This window comes from Streptomyces sp. NL15-2K (assembly GCF_030551255.1).
Taxonomy (GTDB): domain Bacteria; phylum Actinomycetota; class Actinomycetes; order Streptomycetales; family Streptomycetaceae; genus Streptomyces.
In genome coordinates, this window is the sequence record NZ_CP130630.1 from 4,617,481 (window position 1) to 4,635,914 (window position 18,434).

Sequence of the window (18,434 nt, forward strand, 5' to 3'; positions counted from 1 at the left end):
CTCACAGCACTGCGATTCCTGACTGCGATTCCTGACAGTCAGTCCTGGTCGCGCAGATTAGCGAGCGAACGTGAGACGAGTCTTAGAGCTCGCCAAATTCACTCGGCTCCACCCGGCATCACTCGACGAACAGCCCGCGCGCCGCCGCCTTCGCGTCGAACTCCTCCAGTCGCGCCTGGGCGTCCGGCAGGTCGTCGCACATCGCCTCCAGCAGGACGCGGCCCAGCAGCATCGGCGCGCAGGCGGTGTCGAAGGCGAGCCCTGTGCCGACGGCGGCCGGCAGCAGCAGGTCGGACTCCTTGGCGACCGGCGCGAAGGCGGAGTCGGCGACCGTCACCACCGTCAGTCCGGCCTCCTTCGCGTAGGTCAGTGCGTCGACGACCTCGCGGGGATGCCGGGGCAGTGCGAAGCACAGCAGGGTCGTGGCGCCGGCCTGTACGGCGGAGTCGATCCGGTCGTGGATCATCGTGCCGCCCTCGTTCAGCAGCCGTACGTCCGGATGGACCTTGGCGGCGAAGTAGGCGAAGCCGTACGCCTGTGAGGCAGCGGCCCGCAGCCCGAGGACGGGAAGGGGGCGCGAGGCCGCGAGCAGACGCCCGGCCTTCTGCACGGGCCGCGGGTCGGCCAGCACCTCCGCCAGGTGCCGCAGGTTCTCGATCTCGGCCTCGACGGCCTGCTGGTACTCGTTGTACGACCCCGAGTCCGCCGCCGGTTCGGCGGGCGCGACCTCGCGCAGGTGCTTGCGCAGGGCCGGGTAGCCGTCGAAGCCGAGGGCGACCGCGAAGCGGGTCACCGACGGCTGGCTGACCCCGGCCAGTTCGGCCAGTTCCACGCTGGACAGGAACGGCACGTCGGCGGCCCGCCGCACCATGCTGTGCGCGATGCGCCGCTGGGTGGGCGTCAGCCGGTGCCCCTCGAAGAGCGCCTGCAGCCGCGCGGCGGGGCTGTCCGGCACACCCGCGCCGCGGCCCGCCACGCCTGCGTTCTCGTCCGCGCTCTTGTCCACCGCACCCGCACTCACGTCCGCACTCCCGTCCGCGCTCCCGTCCGCGCTCATGACTCGCTCCCTCTCCAGATGTCCGTGAACCGGTCCAGCAGTGCTGCCGCCGTCGTCACATCACCCGTGAGCGGGCGGTCGGCCGGGTCCTCGTCGAGCACCGACTCGGCGAGCTCCAGCGCGCGGCCCACCCCGAGCTCCGGGTCGGGCCGGGCGTCGCGCTGGCGCAGCGCCCGTACGGCGGCGACGAGTTCACAGCCGACGACGAGACGGTACGCGCCGCACGCGCGCAGCGTCTGACGTGCGGCGAGCGAGGCGAAGCTGGCCTGTTCCTCGACGCCTCGGGAGAGTACAGCGTGGCCGAGCGACGCGGGCGCCGAGAAGGCCCGCAGATCGCCGAGGGCGGCCCCGGCGGAGTACTCCAGGATCATCACGCCGGAGGAGGCGGGTTCCTGGTCGGCGAGGAAGGGCCTGAGCCGGGTGAAGGCGGGCTCGTTGAGCGTCGACAGGCGGGAGGTGGACAGGCGGGCCGCCTGGGTCATGGCCAGTCGGAAGTGGTCCAGGGCGAGGGCGAGTTGGGCCTGGTAGAAGCCGCCGTGGTGGTAGGCGGCCAGGTCCTCGGGGCAGATCAGCGGGTTCTCGGCGGCCGCGTTGATCTCGATGGTGAGGACCTGTTCCAGGGCGTCGGCCGCGTCGTGGGCCGGTCCGTGGATCTGGGGCAGGCAGCGGAAGCCGTAGGGGTCCTGGAGGCGGCCGAGCGGCGGGGTCGGCCGGTCGGCGGCGCCGATCAACTCCCGCATCCGGCGGGCGACCTCGCTGGAGCCGCGGTGCGGGCGGGCGGCGTGCACGGGGGCCGCGTACGCCTCGTGGGAGCCGTCGACTGCGAGCAGGGAGAGGGCACCGACGACCTGGGTGGCCTCCAGGAGCCGGCGCAGTTCGTGCAGCGCGAGGGCGGACTGGCCGAGGGTGAGGGCGTTGCTGCTGATGAAGGCCAGCGCGTCGTTGTTGTCGAGCGGCTGGGGTTCCGGGGCGCCCGGCCCCCGCCAGGGGTGCTCGCCGGCCAGCGCGAGGCCGGCCTGGGCGAGGGCGGCGATGTCGCCGGTGCCGACCGAGCCGAACTCGTTCACGACCGGGTACGCCCCGCTCTCCAGCGCCTGGCACAGGGCCGTGACGACGGTGGGCCTCAGGCCCGCGCCGCCGGCCAGCAGCTGGTTGGCACGGACGGCGAGCATCGCGCGTACCTGCCGGGCGGGCAACTCCTCGCCGATGGCGCCGGCATGACTGCGCAGCAGGCGCAGACCGTGTTCGGCGGCCGCCTCGGTGGGCACGTCCTCGTTCCGGTTGGCGCCGACGCCCGTGGAGCGACCGTAGACGCGGCCGGTCGCGGCGATACGGCGGGCGGCGTCCCAGGACTCCTCGACGCGTCGCATGCCCTCGCTCCCCGGGACCGGCCGCGCGGCGCCGTCGGCGAGACGGACGACGTCGGTGACGCCGAGGCCGACCCCGTCGAGGACGACAAGAGCAGAGCCCGCAGTCCGCGGTGCGTCCACGATCCGAGACGACATCAAGCCCAAACCCTCCTCGACAAGGACGCCCGATCTTGCTTTCCGGTCATCACTTGCCTCGGATTACGCCGAGGCATTGACAACCTATTCACCTATCGAGAACTCTGCATGACGTTATACAGCCGGGCAAGGGACAACTCATGATCCAGTTCGAATGGGGTCGCCGAGCTGATGGGGCTGCATCGGTGGGCCGGGAGTGGGTCGAGGTGTACGGCAGCCACGCCCGTCCGTTCCGCCTGCCGGCGTCGGGTGGAGACCGGCCTCGTGTCATGCCGGCGCAGCGGGGCAGGCCTCCGACGTGTTGCGCGCATTCCGTTCTCGGGAAGCCCTGTTCACAGTGGCTGCCCGCGGTTCGCGTGAACCAAGCACCTGAGCGGATTCGTTGGGTGCGGCCCCGCGTCGGCAGGGGCTGCGGCAGCGTTTCTCACGCTGGTGACGCCTCTGCCGGCAGCGGCTGACGTGCAGGAGTTGTCGCGGCGGTTGGCACCACTGGTGCGGATGGCGTCCTGTGTTCAGGCTTCCGGGTCAAGCCCGTGTGGTGCGGTCAGGGCTTTGTGGGTCGACTCCAGGATCTTCTCCGACAGCTCCGTGCCCGCCGTGGCCCGGGCGAGCAGGATCGCGCCGACCAGGGCGGCCACCATGGGAAGGCCGTCGTTGGTGTCGGTGGACAGCCACGCGGCGAATTCCTCGACTCCGGCTGCGTACGTCTCGCGCACCTGCCCGGCTGTGGCCTCGCGAGCCATGTCCCCGGCGAAGCCCGCGGTGGGACAGCCGGTGCCGGGCTGGTCACGGTGCTCGGCCGACAGGTAGAAGTCCACGAGGGCGCCGCGCGCGGTGCCGTGATCGCCGTGCGCCGTGTCGAACGACGCCAGGAGCAGGTCAAGGTCCCCGAAAGCGGCTTGTGCCGCCTCGGCGATCAGGGCCCCCTTGGAGGAGAACTGCTTGTAGAAGCCGCCCGTGGTCAGCCCGATGGACTTCACCAGATCGGCGACGCTGATGCCGTTCACGCCGCGCTCCCGGAAGAGCTGGGAGGCCGCGGCGACCGCACGCCTGCGGTTCTCGATCGCCTGTGCTTGCGAAACGCGACGTGGCGCCCCGGCCCCGGACCATGTCCGGTCCCGCGCGGCCCAAGGCCCAAGCGATCTGAGAGCGGCGGAGTACGCGGCACTCAGAACGGTGGTATCAACGCGCCACGATCAGACCGTCGCGAACCCCAGCACCAGCGGCGCCACGGCAAAGAGCATGATGGCGGCCGGGATGCCGATTCCCTTCTTGTCGCCTCCACGGACGTGCGTGATCACGGCGCCCAGGAAGTACAGGACGACACCGATCGCCGCCGCGATGCCCAACGGTCGGTAGGCGATGCCGGCAAGCAGCCCCAGAGCGCCCGCGATCTTGACCAGGCCGAGCGGCAAGAACCAGTTGTCGGGCACCCCGAGCGCCTTGAGCCCCTCTGTGACCTTCGGGTCGCGGGTGATGTCGGGAACGGCAGAGAAGACCAGCACCAGGGACAGCACGACAGCGAGGAGGACATAGGCGATGAACACGGAGAACTCCGGGGGAGAAGGGGACCGTCGATCGGTCCGGAATACAGGGCGGCAAGTGATGAGCCGCGGTCATGAGCGTGATGATCCGCTGCCGTCGACGATGTGCGGCAACGGCCGTGTGCTGCTCCGGGCGGTGCGGGTCACGGCATTGGCGGCGCTTGAGCAGGCCCGGCTCCCCGGAACACAGGTCACCGGCTGAAGCGATCAGTTGTGCTGCTCGGCATCCAGCAGTGCGAGGGCGTTGCGGATGCCCTGTTCGAGGAGTTCGTCGGCGAGCTGCCGGTCGGTCAGGGCACGGGAGAGCTGCAGTGTCCCGGCCAGCATGCCGAGGAGGCTGAGTGCCTTCAGACGCGCCGAGGGCGGATCGTGGGGTGCCAGGCGGGCGGCGAAGCCGTCGATGAGGACCAGCGCGCCGTCGGTGTACGCCTGCCGGGTCGCGTCTGTGGAGCGTGCGATCTCGTCGAGCAGGGCGGCGTTGGGGCAGCCGTCCTCGATGCTGTCGCGCTGCTCGGTGGAGAAGTACCAGCGAATCATCTGCTCGAGTCCGGCGCGGCCGGGTGCCGCCTGCGTGACGAGGTTCTCGTGTTGTGCGCGCATCTGGTCGGCGACCGCGGTGGCGATGAGTTCGTCCTTGGAGGGGAAGTAGGCGTAGAAGGTGCCGTTGGTCAGGCCCGCGTCCTTCATGAGCGTGGCGACTCCGGAGCCGTCGATGCCGTTGCGCTTGAGCCGACGGCCTGCCGTCGTGATGATCCGTTGCCTTGTCTGCTGTTTGTGTTCTTTCGTGTACCGCACGATGTGTTCCTCCGTCGCAGCCGGGGCTTGCGCCCCGGCTGCCGCCCTGGTCGGGTCAGTGTGCCGCGCCTGCGAGGAGAGCCGGGAAGTTGATCCTGGCGGTCTGCAGTTTCGGGTCGTGGGGCTCGGGGACGCCGCCGTCGGTGATGTACAGCCGGTCGCCGCGAACGGCGGTGGCGGAAGGCGAGGCGAGACCGTCCGCGCTGGTCAGGACGGGCTTGTAGGTGCCGTTCGGGTAGATCACCACGACCCTGTCCGGGCCGTTCTGCGAGGAGGAGCCGTTCTGGGCCGCGAACACCACATCGGACCAGGGGGTGAGGAAGCTGAGATCGTCGATGTTGGGCAGGCCGCCCGTGACGAGGTGGATGGGACCGGGCGCGCCGGTGCCGGTGACCGGTACCCGCAGCAGTGTTCCCTTGTTGAAGTTGCTGACCCACAGAGCGCCGTTGTGGAACCTGAGCCCGTTGGCACCGATCGGCAGGGCTTCGCTCGGCACCGGCGCCAGAGCGGCATCGGTCAGCCACGGGGTCGCCGATCCGCCCGAGGCCGGAACGGACCAGATGGTGCCCTTGAGGCTGTCCGCGATGTAAAGGGTGCGTCCGGCCGGGTCGATGGCCAGCCCGTTGGGGCCCGAGTCGGCGGGCAGAGCGGCGACGCGCTGCGGGGTACCGTCCCCAAGCAGCTTGTACACGCCGTTCCTGGCCGCGTTGCCCGGGGCCCACAAGCTGTAGTAGACGGTGCCGTCACTGCCACGGGTGTTGCCGCTGATCGCCTCGCCCACCTGCCCGGTGGCGAGCACCGTGCGCTCTCCGGACGGGGAGATGCGCATCAGCTGCGGCCCATGGGTGCGCTCGCACACCGCGCAGCTGCCGAGCATGGACAGGGTCACTGAGCCGTCGGGGTTGGCGGTGATGTTCTCGGGGATCTCGCCGCCGGCGTAGTCGAACGTCGCCGCGGTCCGTACGTCGGTGACAACGGGTCCGCCATACGACTGTCCCGTCCCTGCGGACGCGGACGGCGCCGACACCAGGACGGCCGCCGTCGCGGTGACCGCCAGCGCGATTCCGACGTTCCTCTTCAGCAAACGCCTTGCGCTTGATGCACCGCGCCGGGCCGTTTGCTGGCGTTGCTGCTGCATGACTCTCCTTGGCAAATCAACGAATGGCTGATCAATGGACTTTCGGCGACATCAGAGATGTCGGGCGCATGGGAGACATGCGGGTGGAATCGGCGCCCTTGAGGCCGGACCGGGGTGTCAGCCGGGCAGGTGGTTGTTCTTGCGGATCTGCTTGTCGAACGTCCCGGCGGGGACGAGGCGGCGTGCCGTGGTGACGCGTGAGGCCAGCGGGCCGGCGGTGTAGCGCAGCTTCGGCTTCTTGTCGGTGGCCGCCGTGACGATCGCCTTGGCGACGACGGCGGGGTCATCGCCCTTCTCCATCGCCTCCGCGATCATCGCGTCGAAGTCGCGCCGTCGCTCCGCGTACAGGGGCAGCGGGGTATCGGGCTGCGCGGCGTTGGTGTCGAAGCTGGTCTTGGTGTAGGCGGGCTGGACGAGGAGGACCCTCACGCCGTGCTCGCGGACCTCGTGGTCCAGCGACTCGGAGTAGCCCTCGATGGCGTGCTTCGACGCGACGTAAAGGGCCATGAAGGGCTGGGGAGCGACCCCGAGGACGGACGAGATGTTGATGACGCGTCCGCCGCCCTGGGCGCGCATGTGCGGCAGGACGGCCTTCGTCATACGCATGACACCCAGGACGTTGATGTTCAGGACGCTCTGGGCCTGGGCGACGGAGTTCTCCTCGACGGCGCCCGCCGAGCCGATGCCCGCGTTGTTGACCAGGATGTCGATGCGTCCGAACCGGTCGAGCACCTCTGCGACCGCGGCGGTGGCCGAGTCGTCACTGGCCACGTCGAGATCGAGGTACGTCACACCGGCGGGCGGGGTGAGTCCGGAGGTCTTGCGGCCGGTTCCGATCACCTCGTAACCCGCCGCGACGAAGGCGCGGGCCGTCTCCTTGCCGATCCCCGATGAGGCCCCTGTCACGAGCGCCACCGGCCGAGTTGCCGCCATCACGAACTCCCTTGCTTTGCATTACGTCCGTACGTCTTACGTTCGTATGTCTTACGTTCGTACGACCATACGGGTCTCGTCAGCCGCTGGCAAGTGGTCACGTCCGGCGATGGCGGTGCCCCCTCGAGTGCCGGGGTTCTTCGTCAGGCGGTGTGGGTGGGACAGCCGGTGCGGCCGGCTGCGCCGTCGATGTCGGCTAGCCGGTGTTCACCGGCTCTCCTGACGTGCGATGCCGAGGTAGTGGCCCAAGCGGAGTTCCAGCTCTTCGGGACCCTTTTCGGCAGCGAGCTTCTCGAACTGGGGCAGGAACGCCCGGACCGCCGGCCAGGTCAGGGAGTTCAGGAATTGTGTGTAGGCCGCTCGCAGGTCGGCATCGGGCGGGAGCGTCGCCCGGTTGACCTGAGCCTTGGCGGCTGCCAGCGCCGCCTTGTCGAATGACGCCAGCCGGGTCGCCACACCGTCCACGAAGTCGTCCAGCTCGGCGTCGGCGAGGGCGCGGGGCACCCATCCGTAGCGTTCTGCCGTGTCGGCGTCGTAGTCATCGCTGCTGAGGATGGCTTCGAGTGCCCGATCCCGTCCGATGAGCCGGGGCAGGTGTTCTGTGCCCCCGCCGCCGGGAAGAATCCCGCCGCCGACCTCGGGCTGGCCGAACACCGCGTGCTCGCGGCTGGCGTAGCGCAGATCGCAGGCCAGGGCCAGTTCGTCCCCGCCGCCCCTGGTCCGTCCGCGGATGGACGCGATGCTGATGAACGGAGCTGTGGACAGCCGTATCACGAGATCGATCCACGCCGGCGTCGCCTCCGGATCGGACGGCATGAAGTCGGCAACCCGGTCGAGATCGAAGTGGTTGAAGAAGTAGCCGGGTGTACTGCTGGTGAAGACGGCAACGTGAACCTGCGGGTCCTCGCTCAGCTCCGTGACGACCTCAACCAGTCGGGACACGGTCTCTCCGACGATGAGATTCACCGGTGGATTCGAGAATGTGATCTTGCGGATTCCTGGTGTCAGCCGCTCCACGCTGATCGTGCTGGGTTGCGTCATCGTTCGCTCCAAGGGTGACCCTGACGGTTCGTCGGGGAGGCGTGTTCGTCGGGGCGCCCTGAACTGGCAGAGGCGACGCCCAGAACCAGGTCTCGCAGACGCGGGGGCGCGAGTGCACTGATCACGCCCGACGCTACGGAGGAAGCGAGGAGAACGGATCCGTCACCGTGTCCGTCACCGTGTCCGTCACGTGTCCGTCAAGATATGGCCCGGCGTCGTTGAACTCGGGTTGCCGGCAGTGGTTCCGGGCGATCGCAACTGGTGCGACGGGGCCGATGGAGTAAGGCCGGCGCGCAGCTGCGTGTCCGCAGCGCGGCGGATGCCACGTCGGCCATCAGACGCGGAGCCGTGTCGCGTTCGGTGCCGGTGCCCTCGGCGACGGGCTCGGTGAAGCTGCCGAGTCACGCGCCGAACTCTGGCGTCGCCTTCCACATCGCCTACACCCACCACCGAAAGGTCATCCGCCACATCAGGCTCGCCCCGCAGAGCGCGAGGTGAGCGACCGCTAGCCGCACTCTGTCCCGCCCTCCACCCCACCCGGCCATCTCGCGAACGGATGACGCACTATCCGCCCATCGAAAGCCAACCATGTGGTAAGAATTTGCTCAGTGGGCTTGGGCGCCTCACCAGGGCGTCTCCGCCCCGCTGGTGCAGGAAGAAGGCGTCGAGCGCCCGGGGAGAGGGACAGTGATGACCAGGATGCCCATGCACGGGCTTCGCCGTGCCCCTGCGATCGACCTGACCGGCGAGTGGCAGTTCCGGCTGCTGCCACACGGCACCTGGAAGACGGTGCGGGTGCCGGACCTGTGGACGATGCGCGAGGAGGCCGACCCACCGCACTACACCAACGTGCCGATGCCGTTCCCCGAGGTACCGCCGCAGGTGCCCCGGGACAATCCGGTCGGTGTCTACCGGCGCGTGGTCGAGCTCTCGCCGCGCCCCGGGCGGCGGACCGTCCTGCACGTCGGAGCGGCCGAGGGCCTGCTCCACGTGACCGTCAACGACCGTGACCTGGGCACCAGCACCGACTCCCACCTGGCCGCCGAGTTCGACATCACCGACGCCGTGGTGGCCGGGCCGAACACGATCCAGCTCAGCGTGGAAAAGTGGTCGGCCGCCAGTTATCTGGAGGATCAGGACCACTGGTGGCAGTCCGGGCTGAGCCGTCCGGTCCATGTGTACACGGTGCCGGACACCCGGCTCGCCGATGTGCGGGTGGTCGCCGACTACGACCCGCGGACCGCGATGGGCGCCCTCGATGTGGAGGTTCTCACCGAAGGGCTGGATCATCTGCCGGAGTCGGGCTGGACGGCCAGGATCGTCGTACTCGGGCAGACGCACACGGCACCGGTGAATCCGCGATGGGCGGCGGCCACCGTGCCCCGGCCCGCCGACGCCCGCTCGGTCCGGCCCGAGCCGGTGCTCCCCGCCGATTTCGACTTCTCGGGCCTGGTCAGCCTCAAGGCGTCCGGCGCGCCGTTGGACGGGCCGATGCGCCAGGCGGCGGAGATGATGGTCAGCCACTCCCACCCGACCGTGCGGCCCGGCACGGCTACCTTCGCGCTCGGCGACCTGGCGGTCCGGCCCTGGTCGGCGGAGATCCCTCATCTGGAGGGGCTCGACGTCGAGCTGGTGGCGCCGGACGGCAGCGTGGTCGACCGCACCAGCATGGAGATCGGCTTCCGCCGCGTACGGATCGAGGGCCGTGACCTGCTGGTGAACGGCGAGCGGGTGCTCATCCAGGGGGTCAACCGCCACGACGTCGACGCGCGCACCGGCCGGGTGGTCTCCCGGGAACTCATGCTGGCCGAGCTGTCGTTGCTCAAGCGGTTCAACGTCAACGCCATCCGCACCTCGCACTACCCCAACGACCCCTACCTCCTCGACCTGGCCGACGAACTCGGCTTCTACGTCGTGGACGAGGCCGACATCGAGGCGCACGCGTTCACCAACACCGTCCCGCACGATCCGCGTTACCTGCCCGAATTCCTGGAGCGGGTCTCCCGGATGGTGCTGCGCGACCGCAACCACCCGAGCGTCGTCATCTGGTCGCTGGGCAACGAGACCGGGTACGGGGCCAACCACGACGCCGCCGCGGCATGGGCGCGCCGCTTCGATCCGACCCGTCCTGTGCAGTACGAGGGTGCCATCGCCGTCGACTGGCACGGCGGACATGGTGCGAGCGACATCGTCTGCCCGATGTACCCCCACCTCGACGCGCTCCGGGCCTTCGACGGCGACCGGCCGGTGATCCTGTGCGAGTACGCCTATTCGCAGGGCAACTCCACCGGTGGCCTGGCCGACTACTGGGAACTGTTCGAGACACTGCCGGGCGTGCAGGGCGGGTTCATCTGGCACTTCAAGGACCACGCGCTCGATCCCGACGGTGACGGCCGTCACCGCTACGGCGGCGACTTCGGGGACCACCCCAACGACGGTCCGGTCCTGCTGTACGGACTGGTCTTCCCCGACCTCACCCCCAAGCCGGCCTTCTACGAGATGCGGGGCCTGTTCAGTCCGGTCCGGGTCGCCCGGGACGACACGGACGGCCGCCGGCTGACGATCCGCAACCGGCAGTTCTTCGCCGACCTGAGCGGCTACGAACTGGAGCTCCGAGTGGAGACGGAGGCGGGACCGACCGCCGCCCGAACGGTACCGACACCCGCGGTCGCACCGCGGGGCGAGGCCCGTGTCCCGATCCCCGACGACCTCGTCAAGCAGCTCGACGGCGCGCTGGCGCTGACGGTGACCGTACGCACCCGCGAGGACAGTCGCTGGGCCCCCGCGGGCACGGAGATCGCCGCCCACCAGGTGACCTTCCCGCGCAGGCCGGTGGTACTCCCGCACGGCACAGCCCGGACCGAGGAGATCAGCCACCCGCTGCTGCGGACCCCGCCGCGGCTCAGCCTGTGGCGGGCGCTCACCGACAACGACCGTGCCTTCTCCCTGGACAACAGGTTCGAGCGCTCCGGGTTCTTCGAGCTGACGCCGATCGAGGGCGGCTACCGCACCGCGTGGGGAGACGAGATCGCACACCGGCGGACGGTCCGTCAGGTCGGTGAGGCCGACTGGGTGCTGTCGGAGCACGTCGTCCTTCCCGAGGGGACGCGGGACGGGCTGCGGGTGGGCATGGAGTTCACCCTCGTCGAGGGATTCGAGCACGCGCGATGGACCGGGCTCGGGCCCTGGGAGAACTATCCGGACCGCCGGTCCTCCGCCCTGCTCGGCGTCTGGGAGAGCCCGGTCGACGAACTGGCCGTGCCGTACATCGTGCCCTCGGAGAACGGCGGCCGCGGCGAGGTCACCCGGCTGGAGCTGAGCGGGCCCACGGGCACGGTACGCACGGCTCACTCGCCGCTGCACATGACGGTCGGCCGGCACACCGCGGCACAGCTCGAGGCGGCCGCCCACTGGTGGGAACTGCCGCAGAGCGGGGAGACGGTCATCCACCTGGACGTCGCCCACCGCGGAGTCGGCATGGCCGCCCTGGGCCCCGACACCCGCCCGGAGTTCCGTCTCACGGCCACCGAGTACGCCTGGGAATGGAGGCTCACACTCTCTGCCGGCCATGGGCCGGTGAAGTGAGCGGCGCCGCCCGCGCCACGGGGGATCCCCCGCCGGAACAGGGGGGCTAACCCCAGTGCGACGGGCGTTCCGGCTCCCTACCGTGGGTCATATGACCGGATTGGAAGCGCGGGACACCGAGCTGAAGAAGGAACTGAACGCCACCCTGCAGGCCCGCAGGGAACTGGGCGAGGAGTACGAGTCCGCGCTGGTCGACTCGTTCCTGGAGAAGGTCGATCAGCGCATCGACGGCGCGGTCGAGCGCCGGGCGCGCAGGCAGCTCGCCGAGCAGCAGATGGTGGTGGCCCGGGGTTCCCGCTCATCGCAGCCCACCGATTCCTGGGGCGAGCGCTTCGGTTTCGGCATCGTCTCGCTGGTCCTGGCGATCCCGCTGTCCGCGATCGGCGGCGGCGTCGCCCACCTCCCCGGCCTGCTCGTCGCCTGGGCCGGGATCGTCGGCGTCAACGTCGTCCAGGCCACCCGCACCAACCCCGGCTTCTTCGGCCGCCGTCGCCACAAACCCTCCGAGGACACCGACTGGGAAGACTGAACCTGTCGTCATCTAAAGCGAAGACCCCCGCAACCATCAATTGAGCAACCACGACGGCGAGCAACCACCTCCGCGAGAGCGGCGGCGGTTTAGCCGCAAAGGGGGTGTGCGCGGGGACCGCCGCACCCCCGTAAACGGGGGGCGGGACGACGGCGGTCCCCGCGAAGGACGCGGGCCGGGTCAGGGCCGGGCTCACGCGTCCGTGGCGTCCATGGAGGTCCGGGAGCCGCTCCGGAGGTCCTTGGCGCCGTTCGGTGTCGGCCGGGGCGGGGAGCCGCTCCCGCCCTGCCGACACCCACTAATGTGCCGGACCCGTGTTAAGCGTGTGCTGCGCGGACGTGACGCGCTCGTACCACTTCAGCGAAGTCGACGACTCCGCATGAAAACCGCAAGTTCGCCGCGTACACGGGCCGTTCACCGGATGTTTCCCGCTACTTCCCGCCCTTGGCCAGGAAGGCCAGCAGGTCCTGCCGGCTGACGACACCGGTCGGCTTGCCCTCGACGAGGACGATCGCCGCGTCGGCCCCGCCCAGCACGGACATCAGGTCCCCGACCGGCTCGCCGGAGCCGACCTGCGGCAGCGGGGCCGACATGTGCTTCTCCAGCGGGTCGTCGAGCGAGGCGTGCTGGGTGAACAGCGCGGCGAGGAGTTCGCGTTCGACGACGGACCCGACGACCTCGGCGGCCATTACGTCCGGGTGGCCGGCGCCGGGCTTGACGATCGGCATCTGCGAGACGCCGTACTCGCGCAGCACCTCGATGGCCTGGCCGACCGTCTCGTCCGGGTGCATGTGGACGAGGGAGGGGATGGCGTCGCCCTCCTTGTAGGCGAGGACGTCGCCGACGCGGGCGCTCGGTCCCGTGTCCTCCAGGAAGCCGTAGTCGGCCATCCACTCGTCGTTGAAGATCTTGCTGAGGTAGCCGCGACCGCTGTCCGGCAGGAGCACCACCACGACGTCATCGGGGCCCAGCCGCTCGGCGACCCGCAGCGCGGCCACGACGGCCATGCCGCAGGAGCCGCCGACGAGGAGCCCCTCCTCCTTGGCCAGCCGACGGGTCATCTGGAAGGAGTCCTTGTCGGACACTGCGACGATCTCGTCCGCGACCGTACGGTCGTACGCCGTCGGCCAGAAGTCCTCACCGACGCCCTCGACGAGGTACGGCCGCCCGGAGCCGCCCGAGTAGACGGAGCCCTCGGGGTCCGCGCCGATGACCTTGACCTTGCCGTCGCTGACGTCCTTCAGATACCGCCCGGTCCCGGAGATGGTCCCCCCGGTCCCGACACCCGCCACGAAGTGGGTGATCTTCCCGTCCGTCTGCTCCCACAGTTCGGGGCCGGTCGAGTGGTAGTGGGAGAGCGGGTTGTGGGGGTTGGAGTACTGGTCGGGCTTCCAGGCGCCAGGAGTCTCACGCACCAGCCGGTCGGAGACGTTGTAGTAGGAGTCCGGGTGCTCGGGGTCGACGGCCGTGGGGCAGACGACCACCTCGGCCCCATACGCCCGCAGTACGTTGATCTTGTCCGTGCTCACCTTGTCGGGGCACACGAAGATGCACTTGTACCCCTTCTGCTGGGCCACGATGGCGAGCCCGACCCCGGTGTTTCCGCTGGTCGGCTCGACGATGGTCCCGCCGGGCTGAAGCTCCCCGCTCTGCTCGGCCGCCTCGATCATGCGCACGGCGATGCGGTCCTTCACGGAACCGCCCGGGTTGAAGTACTCGACCTTGGCCAGGACGGTCGCCCGGATGCCGCTGGTCACGCTGTTGAGCCTCACCAGCGGGGTGTTGCCGACGAGGCTGATCATCGAGTCGTGGAATTGCACCGTTGTCTCCGGATGCTGCAAAAGATGTGGTCGTGATGTTCCGCCAGCCTATGGCCTGTACGAGGCGCATGACGGTCGTTCACTCGCTGTTGGGATTGGGCCACGGTCCGTACGGGGCAAGGAGTGGATGTACGGGCTAGGCGGAGGTGGCGGCGACGGATGACGAGCATGTCGAGGGCGAGGGTGGCCCGGCGGATCGCGGCCGGCGCGGCGTACGGCGGCGGCGGGATCGGTCTGGTCGGCGCGGCGGCCATGGGGCTGCTGCTGGCCGAGGTGCAGCTGGCCAAGCGCCATGTGGGCAACGGCACGGTGGCGCACGTGCCCCAGGCGGACGGCCGGTACGGCCGGACCTACACCACCCCCGGTGAACCGCCCCTGCGGCTGACGATGCTGGGCGACTCCACGGCCGCGGGCCAGGGCGTCCACCGGGCCGGGCAGACGCCGGGCGCGCTGCTGGCGTCGGGCCTGGCGGCGGTGGCGGAACGCCCGGTGGAACTCCGTAATGTCGCCTCCCCGGGGGCCCGCTCGGACGACCTGGACCGCCAGGTGGCCCTGACGCTGGCGGACCCGGCACGGGTGCCCGACATCTGCGTGATCATGATCGGCGCGAACGACGTGACGAACCGGATGCCGCCGACGCGTTCGGTACGCCATCTGTCCGCGGCGGTACGGCGGCTGCGCACGGCCGGCGCCGAGGTCGTGGTCGGCACCTGTCCCGACCTGGGCACGATCGAGCCGGTGCAGCAGCCGCTGCGGTGGCTCGCCCGCAGGGCCTCGCGGCAGCTGGCGGCCGCTCAGACCATCGGGGTCGTCGAGCAGGGGGGCCGCACGGTGTCGCTGGGCGACCTGCTGGGCCCGGAGTTCGCGGCCAACCCGCGTGAGCTCTTCGGCCCGGACAACTACCACCCCTCGGCGGAGGGGTACGCGACGGCGGCGATGGCGGTACTGCCGACGGTCTGCGCGACACTGGGTCTGTGGCCGGCGGAGGAGGAGCGCCCGGACGCCTCCCGTCGCGAGGGCTTCCTGCCGGTGGCCAAGGCGGCGGCGGAGGCCGCGTCCGAGGCCGGCACGGAGGTCGCGGCGGCGATGCCGACAGGACCGAAGGGGCCGTGGGCGCTCCTCAAGCGGCGCCGTCGGCGGCGGGTCCCGGAGCCGGACGCGACACCGGCGACTCCGTCGACGTGACCGACCCGGAGCATGGAGGACTACGCGAAAAAGCAAGCGCTTAGAAAACTGCGGCCAGAGTCACACACCGACAAGCGTGACCTGAACCATACGGACCGGTAACTTCCCAGACGACGACGCCCAACCCCCGTACGCCAATGGAGCCGTGATGCCCGAAGCCGTGATCGTCTCGACCGCCCGCTCCCCCATCGGCCGTGCCTTCAAGGGCTCCCTCAAGGACCTCCGCCCCGACGACCTGACCGCAACGATCATCCAGGCCGCCCTCGCGAAGGTCCCCGAGCTGGACCCGAGGGACATCGACGACCTGATGCTCGGCTGCGGCCTGCCCGGCGGGGAGCAGGGCAACAACCTCGGCCGTATCGTCGCCGTGCAGATGGGCATGGACCACCTCCCCGGCTGCACCATCACCCGGTACTGCTCCTCCTCCCTCCAGACCTCCCGCATGGCCCTGCACGCCATCAAGGCCGGCGAGGGCGACGTCTTCATCTCGGCCGGCGTCGAGATGGTCTCCCGCTTCACCAAGGGCAACTCCGACAGCCTCCCGGACACGCACAACCCCCTCTTCGCCGAGGCCGAGGCGCGCACCGCCGAGGTCGCCCAGCAGGAGGGCACGACCTGGCACGACCCACGTGAGGACGGCCTCGTCCCCGACCCTTACATCGCGATGGGCCAGACCGCGGAGAACCTCGCCCGCGCCAAGGGCATCACCCGCCAGGACATGGACGAGTTCGGCGTCCGCTCGCAGAACCTCGCCGAGGAAGCCATCAAGAACGGCTTCTGGGAGCGCGAGATCACCCCGGTCACGACCCCCGACGGCACGGTGGTCGGCAAGGACGACGGCCCCCGCCCCGGCGTCACCATGGATGGTGTCGCTGGCCTCAAGCCCGTCTTCCGCCCCGACGGCCTGGTCACCGCCGGCAACTGCTGCCCCCTGAACGACGGCGCCGCCGCGGTCGTCATCATGAGCGACACGAAGGCGCGCGAGCTCGGCCTCACGCCCCTCGCCCGCATCGTCTCCACCGGCGTCTCCGCCCTCTCCCCCGAGATCATGGGGCTCGGCCCGGTCGAGGCGTCCCAGCAGGCACTGGGCCGCGCGGGCCTCACCATCGACGACATCGACCTGGTCGAGATCAACGAGGCGTTCGCCGCCCAGGTGATCCCCTCCTACCGCGAGCTCGGCATCGACCTCGACAAGCTGAACGTCAACGGCGGCGCCATCGCCGTAGGACACCCCTTCGGCATGACCGGCGCGCGCATCACCGGCACGCTCATCAACTCCCTCCAGTTCCACGACAAGCAGTTCGGCCTGGAGACGATGTGCGTCGGCGGCGGCCAGGGCATGGCGATGGTCATCGAGCGCCTGAGCTGAATCCGTACCGAGACCCCTGCGGAGCCCTTCCGTGGTCGACTCGGAACCCAGCGTGACCCATCGGCCCAGAACCCAGGAATCACCAAGGTTCTGGGCCGATTTGTGATCCAATCTCCCCCAGGATGTGACCTATCTCCCTCGGAAGAGGGATATTCGCAGGTCAAGACCACTTCAGCAGCAAACCCCGGGCATAAAATCCTGTCCGTTTCGTGACGTTACGCACTGACAGCGGGTTAGTCCGCCCTTCAAGCTGATGTAGGAAGTCGGGGGTCGACTTTGAACCGGGAGTACGTCAGTGAGCGCCATGCCGATCGCGTTGTTGGTCACCACGGCCGCCACAGGCGCCGTGGGCGTCGCCGTCCTGCGCACCCTCATGGTGCTGCGCCGACAGGTCGCCGCCCTGCACGCCGAGCTCGCCCAGAACAACGCCGCGGCCGCGCGGGGCCGCGTGCCGGCCGCCCGCCGCTCCGCCGATGTCGACGAGATACGTGCCGCCGTGGCCGAGGCGCTCGCCGAGGAACGCGAGCGCGAACTCGCGGAGGCGCGGGCTTTCTGGGCCGCCCAGGAGTCCCGTGACGGCTCCGACGCGCCTTCGCTGCTGGGCCTGCCCGACAGTGAACTGTTCCTGCCCCGGCAGGCCGATTTCGTGGGCCTGGAGCCGGTCGCCGAGCACGGCGCGGACGCCGACGAGTTCGCCGGGGACTCCCCGGAACTGGCCGCGGCCCGCCGCCGCCACCCCTCCCACCCCGACTTCGTCCCGGTCGCGTCACCGGTGGTGAACGACCACGAACGAACGGTCGCCACGCTGGAGGAGCTGGCCGCCTCCCGGACCGAACTGGCCGACGTCCGCCCCGGCCCCCTGGGCACCCTCGACGTCTACGTCTTCGCCGACGGCACGACCCTGTGCATGACTCCCGGCCACCGCGAAACAGCGGAACGCCTGGCAGCGGCCCTGCGCGCCGGCGAGACGCCGATCCTGCTGGGCGGCTCGGGCATCTCAGGCGCGTACACCCTGACGTTCACGTGCGGCGAGGAGAAGGTCTACATCCTGGCGGACAGGGTCATAGCGTCCCTGTAGGGGCGCGGGGCTGTATCAATGTGCGGCTCCGCCGCGCCCGCAGTCGCCTACGGAGCAGTCACACCCCCGCCCTCTTCTGCGCCTCCGCGACCAAGGCCAGCGCATCCTCCACCTCGGCTTCAGTCGAAATCACCATCACCAAGTCATGGACGGCAACGGTGATCTGATCCGCGGCCGCGAACATCCCCGCATCCGGCATCACCCGGGGCTCCACCCCAGGCGCTTCCAAAAGCTGGGCCCGACGCGCCAATTCCCTGGCCAACTCCAGCGCTTGAGCCGCAGCCCCTCTCTGCAACCGACTCTGCGGCGCAGCCCGAAGACGATCGGCGAAGTGATCCACAGCCTGGGTCAGAACCGTCGTATCCACCACGCCGCGAGCCTACGCTTCGCACCGAGACTGTTGCCAACAGGCGAACGCTCAGGCACCGTGACCTGAAGGACCGGCTTACATCCCCTTTGCGTCCGGAGGCGCCGATGTCCCACGTCCTCTCCGAGGAGACCCATCGCAACATGCTCGCCCGCATCCCCCACTGCACCGGTCGTGAAGTGTCCGACTGGCTGCGCACCGTCGAAGAAGGCCCGGCTCTCTTCCGCTTCGAGGAGAAGGTCAGCTGGCTCCGCCACGAACACAACCTCGCGTACGGCCACGCGAAGGCCATCGTCCACGAGTACGACCTGAGGAGGGCGGCGCGCAAATTCCTCTAGGGCCTGTCCGGCGGATCAGGTCGCAGGAATTCGGCGGCGCCTAATAAGCGCCGGTGAGCGGGGTCTGGTGCGTCCAGCTGCAAGGCGGAGGAGGGAGTCGACGCGATGGGGGTCCCCCCGCTCGAGCGAAGCCGAGAGTGGGGGAGTCGG

Annotated in this window: 17 protein-coding genes; 7 read left to right on the forward strand and 10 right to left on the reverse strand. The window is 69.8% G+C overall.

All coding sequences use genetic code 11. From position 1 onward, the window contains the following. Positions 1-118: 118 nt before the first annotated feature. The 4 genes from Q4V64_RS20530 to Q4V64_RS20545 all read right to left on the reverse strand — a co-directional run bounded on the left by Q4V64_RS20530 (position 119) and on the right by Q4V64_RS20545 (position 4,109). Positions 119-1,057: a MurR/RpiR family transcriptional regulator gene (locus Q4V64_RS20530; protein WP_253267107.1), complete on the reverse strand. Its 939-nt coding sequence runs from the start codon at positions 1,055-1,057 to the stop codon at positions 119-121. Continuing rightward, positions 1,054-2,562: an aromatic amino acid ammonia-lyase gene (locus Q4V64_RS20535; RefSeq protein ID WP_172629319.1), complete on the reverse strand. Its 1,509-nt coding sequence runs from the start codon at positions 2,560-2,562 to the stop codon at positions 1,054-1,056. Before Q4V64_RS20535 ends, Q4V64_RS20530 begins: the two co-directional genes overlap by 4 nt. Before the next feature lie 512 nt (positions 2,563-3,074). Next, positions 3,075-3,626 (reverse strand): TetR/AcrR family transcriptional regulator, encoded by a 552-nt coding sequence (locus tag Q4V64_RS20540; protein WP_303715598.1) that lies wholly within the window; start codon positions 3,624-3,626, stop codon positions 3,075-3,077. A 132-nt stretch (positions 3,627-3,758) separates the two neighbouring features. Beyond that, on the reverse strand, positions 3,759-4,109 hold the full coding sequence (locus tag Q4V64_RS20545; RefSeq protein WP_172629318.1) for a DoxX family protein: 351 nt from the start codon (positions 4,107-4,109) through the stop codon (positions 3,759-3,761). Between the two features lie 58 nt (positions 4,110-4,167). On the opposite strand from Q4V64_RS20545, the gene Q4V64_RS20550 reads away from it, so the two are divergent. Beyond that, positions 4,168-4,308 carry a hypothetical protein gene (locus Q4V64_RS20550; protein WP_172629317.1) on the forward strand — a complete coding sequence of 47 codons (141 nt, stop codon included), beginning with the start codon at positions 4,168-4,170 and terminating at the stop codon, positions 4,306-4,308. A gap of 5 nt (positions 4,309-4,313) precedes the next feature. Here the strand turns inward: Q4V64_RS20550 and Q4V64_RS20555 are convergent, their stop codons facing one another. From Q4V64_RS20555 to Q4V64_RS20570, 4 genes are all read right to left on the reverse strand, one after another. Further along, positions 4,314-4,904, reverse strand: a complete 591-nt coding sequence (locus Q4V64_RS20555) for a TetR/AcrR family transcriptional regulator (RefSeq protein ID WP_124441669.1) — start codon at positions 4,902-4,904, stop codon at positions 4,314-4,316. Between the two features lie 52 nt (positions 4,905-4,956). Beyond that, a complete protein-coding gene (locus Q4V64_RS20560; protein WP_253267105.1) occupies positions 4,957-5,985 on the reverse strand; it encodes a hypothetical protein in 1,029 nt (342 codons plus the stop codon). 171 nt (positions 5,986-6,156) lie between these two features. Beyond that, positions 6,157-6,972 (reverse strand): oxidoreductase, encoded by an 816-nt coding sequence (locus Q4V64_RS20565; protein ID WP_124441668.1) that lies wholly within the window; start codon positions 6,970-6,972, stop codon positions 6,157-6,159. Between the two features lie 207 nt (positions 6,973-7,179). Further along, entirely contained in the window at positions 7,180-8,013 is an 834-nt protein-coding gene (locus Q4V64_RS20570; protein ID WP_124441667.1) for an enoyl-CoA hydratase/isomerase family protein, read from the reverse strand. A gap of 690 nt (positions 8,014-8,703) precedes the next feature. Here Q4V64_RS20570 and Q4V64_RS20575 point away from each other — a divergent pair. Both Q4V64_RS20575 and Q4V64_RS20580 read left to right on the forward strand, forming a co-directional pair. Beyond that, positions 8,704-11,598, forward strand: a complete 2,895-nt coding sequence (locus Q4V64_RS20575; protein ID WP_124441666.1) for a glycoside hydrolase family 2 TIM barrel-domain containing protein — start codon at positions 8,704-8,706, stop codon at positions 11,596-11,598. Positions 11,599-11,689: 91 nt separating this feature from the next. Then, positions 11,690-12,127 carry a hypothetical protein gene (locus tag Q4V64_RS20580; protein WP_172629316.1) on the forward strand — a complete coding sequence of 146 codons (438 nt, stop codon included), beginning with the start codon at positions 11,690-11,692 and terminating at the stop codon, positions 12,125-12,127. Between the two features lie 431 nt (positions 12,128-12,558). On the opposite strand, the gene Q4V64_RS20585 is transcribed toward Q4V64_RS20580, so the two are convergent. Continuing rightward, positions 12,559-13,947, reverse strand: coding sequence for a cystathionine beta-synthase (locus tag Q4V64_RS20585; protein ID WP_124441663.1), 1,389 nt, complete (start codon positions 13,945-13,947; stop codon positions 12,559-12,561). Between the two features lie 159 nt (positions 13,948-14,106). On the opposite strand from Q4V64_RS20585, the gene Q4V64_RS20590 reads away from it, so the two are divergent. The 3 genes from Q4V64_RS20590 to Q4V64_RS20600 all read left to right on the forward strand — a co-directional run bounded on the left by Q4V64_RS20590 (position 14,107) and on the right by Q4V64_RS20600 (position 17,579). Beyond that, complete coding sequence (locus tag Q4V64_RS20590; protein ID WP_124441662.1) at positions 14,107-15,132, forward strand: SGNH/GDSL hydrolase family protein; 1,026 nt, start codon at positions 14,107-14,109, stop codon at positions 15,130-15,132. Between the two features lie 148 nt (positions 15,133-15,280). Continuing rightward, positions 15,281-16,501, forward strand: coding sequence for an acetyl-CoA C-acetyltransferase (locus tag Q4V64_RS20595; RefSeq protein ID WP_124441661.1), 1,221 nt, complete (start codon positions 15,281-15,283; stop codon positions 16,499-16,501). Between the two features lie 295 nt (positions 16,502-16,796). After that, positions 16,797-17,579 carry a hypothetical protein gene (locus tag Q4V64_RS20600; RefSeq protein WP_124441660.1) on the forward strand — a complete coding sequence of 261 codons (783 nt, stop codon included), beginning with the start codon at positions 16,797-16,799 and terminating at the stop codon, positions 17,577-17,579. A gap of 58 nt (positions 17,580-17,637) precedes the next feature. Here the strand turns inward: Q4V64_RS20600 and Q4V64_RS20605 are convergent, their stop codons facing one another. Then, positions 17,638-17,949, reverse strand: a complete 312-nt coding sequence (locus Q4V64_RS20605; protein WP_172629315.1) for a hypothetical protein — start codon at positions 17,947-17,949, stop codon at positions 17,638-17,640. Between the two features lie 104 nt (positions 17,950-18,053). On the opposite strand from Q4V64_RS20605, the gene Q4V64_RS20610 reads away from it, so the two are divergent. Next, entirely contained in the window at positions 18,054-18,284 is a 231-nt protein-coding gene (locus Q4V64_RS20610; RefSeq protein WP_109496416.1) for a DUF4287 domain-containing protein, read from the forward strand. Positions 18,285-18,434 lie beyond the last annotated feature (150 nt).